We start from the raw sequence: 638 nt of genomic DNA, 5'->3' as shown, positions 1-638 counted from the left end.
CTCAGTGCGCCCGTTGCCGTACCGAGCGCATTGCTCAGCGTGCCGGTTGCCGTGTTCAGCGCACCGGTCAACGCACCCGCCGGGTTGCCGCCGCTCAACGCGCCCGTCACTTGATTCACCACGCCCTGAACCGGCGCCAGCGGATTCGCACCGCCGCCGATCCCGCCCAGCGCACCCGTCACCGTGCCGATGGCGCCGGTCAGCGCACCTGCCGGATTGCCACCACCGAGCGCGCCCGTTACCTGATTCACCACACCTTGAACCGGCGCCAGCGGGTTCGAACCACCGCCGATCCCGCCCAGTGCACCCGTCACCGTGCCGATGGCGCCGGTCAGCGCACCTGCCGGATTGCCACCACCGAGCGCGCCCGTTACCTGATTCACCACACCTTGAACCGGCGCCAGCGGGTTCGAACCACCGCCGATCCCGCCCAGTGCACCCGTCACCGTGCCGATGGCGCCGGTCAGCGCACCTGCCGGATTGCCACCACCGAGCGCGCCCGTTACCTGATTCACCACACCTTGAACCGGCGCCAGCGGGTTCGAACCACCGCCGATCCCACCCAGTGCGCCCGTTGCCGTACCGAGCGCATTGCTCAGCGTGCCGGTTGCCGTGTTCAGCGCACCGGTCAACGCACC

At 69.7% G+C, this 638-nt stretch carries 1 pseudogene; it reads right to left on the bottom strand.

From position 1 onward, the window contains the following. A pseudogene (locus tag WT97_RS34555) lies at positions 1-638 on the bottom strand (hypothetical protein); the annotation flags it as partial.

The organism is Burkholderia sp. MSMB1459WGS, assembly GCF_001534535.1.
In the GTDB taxonomy this organism is placed as follows: Bacteria; Pseudomonadota; Gammaproteobacteria; order Burkholderiales; family Burkholderiaceae; genus Burkholderia.
Note: the sequence above shows the minus strand (reverse complement) of the source record. Positions and strands in the feature narration are given on the sequence as shown.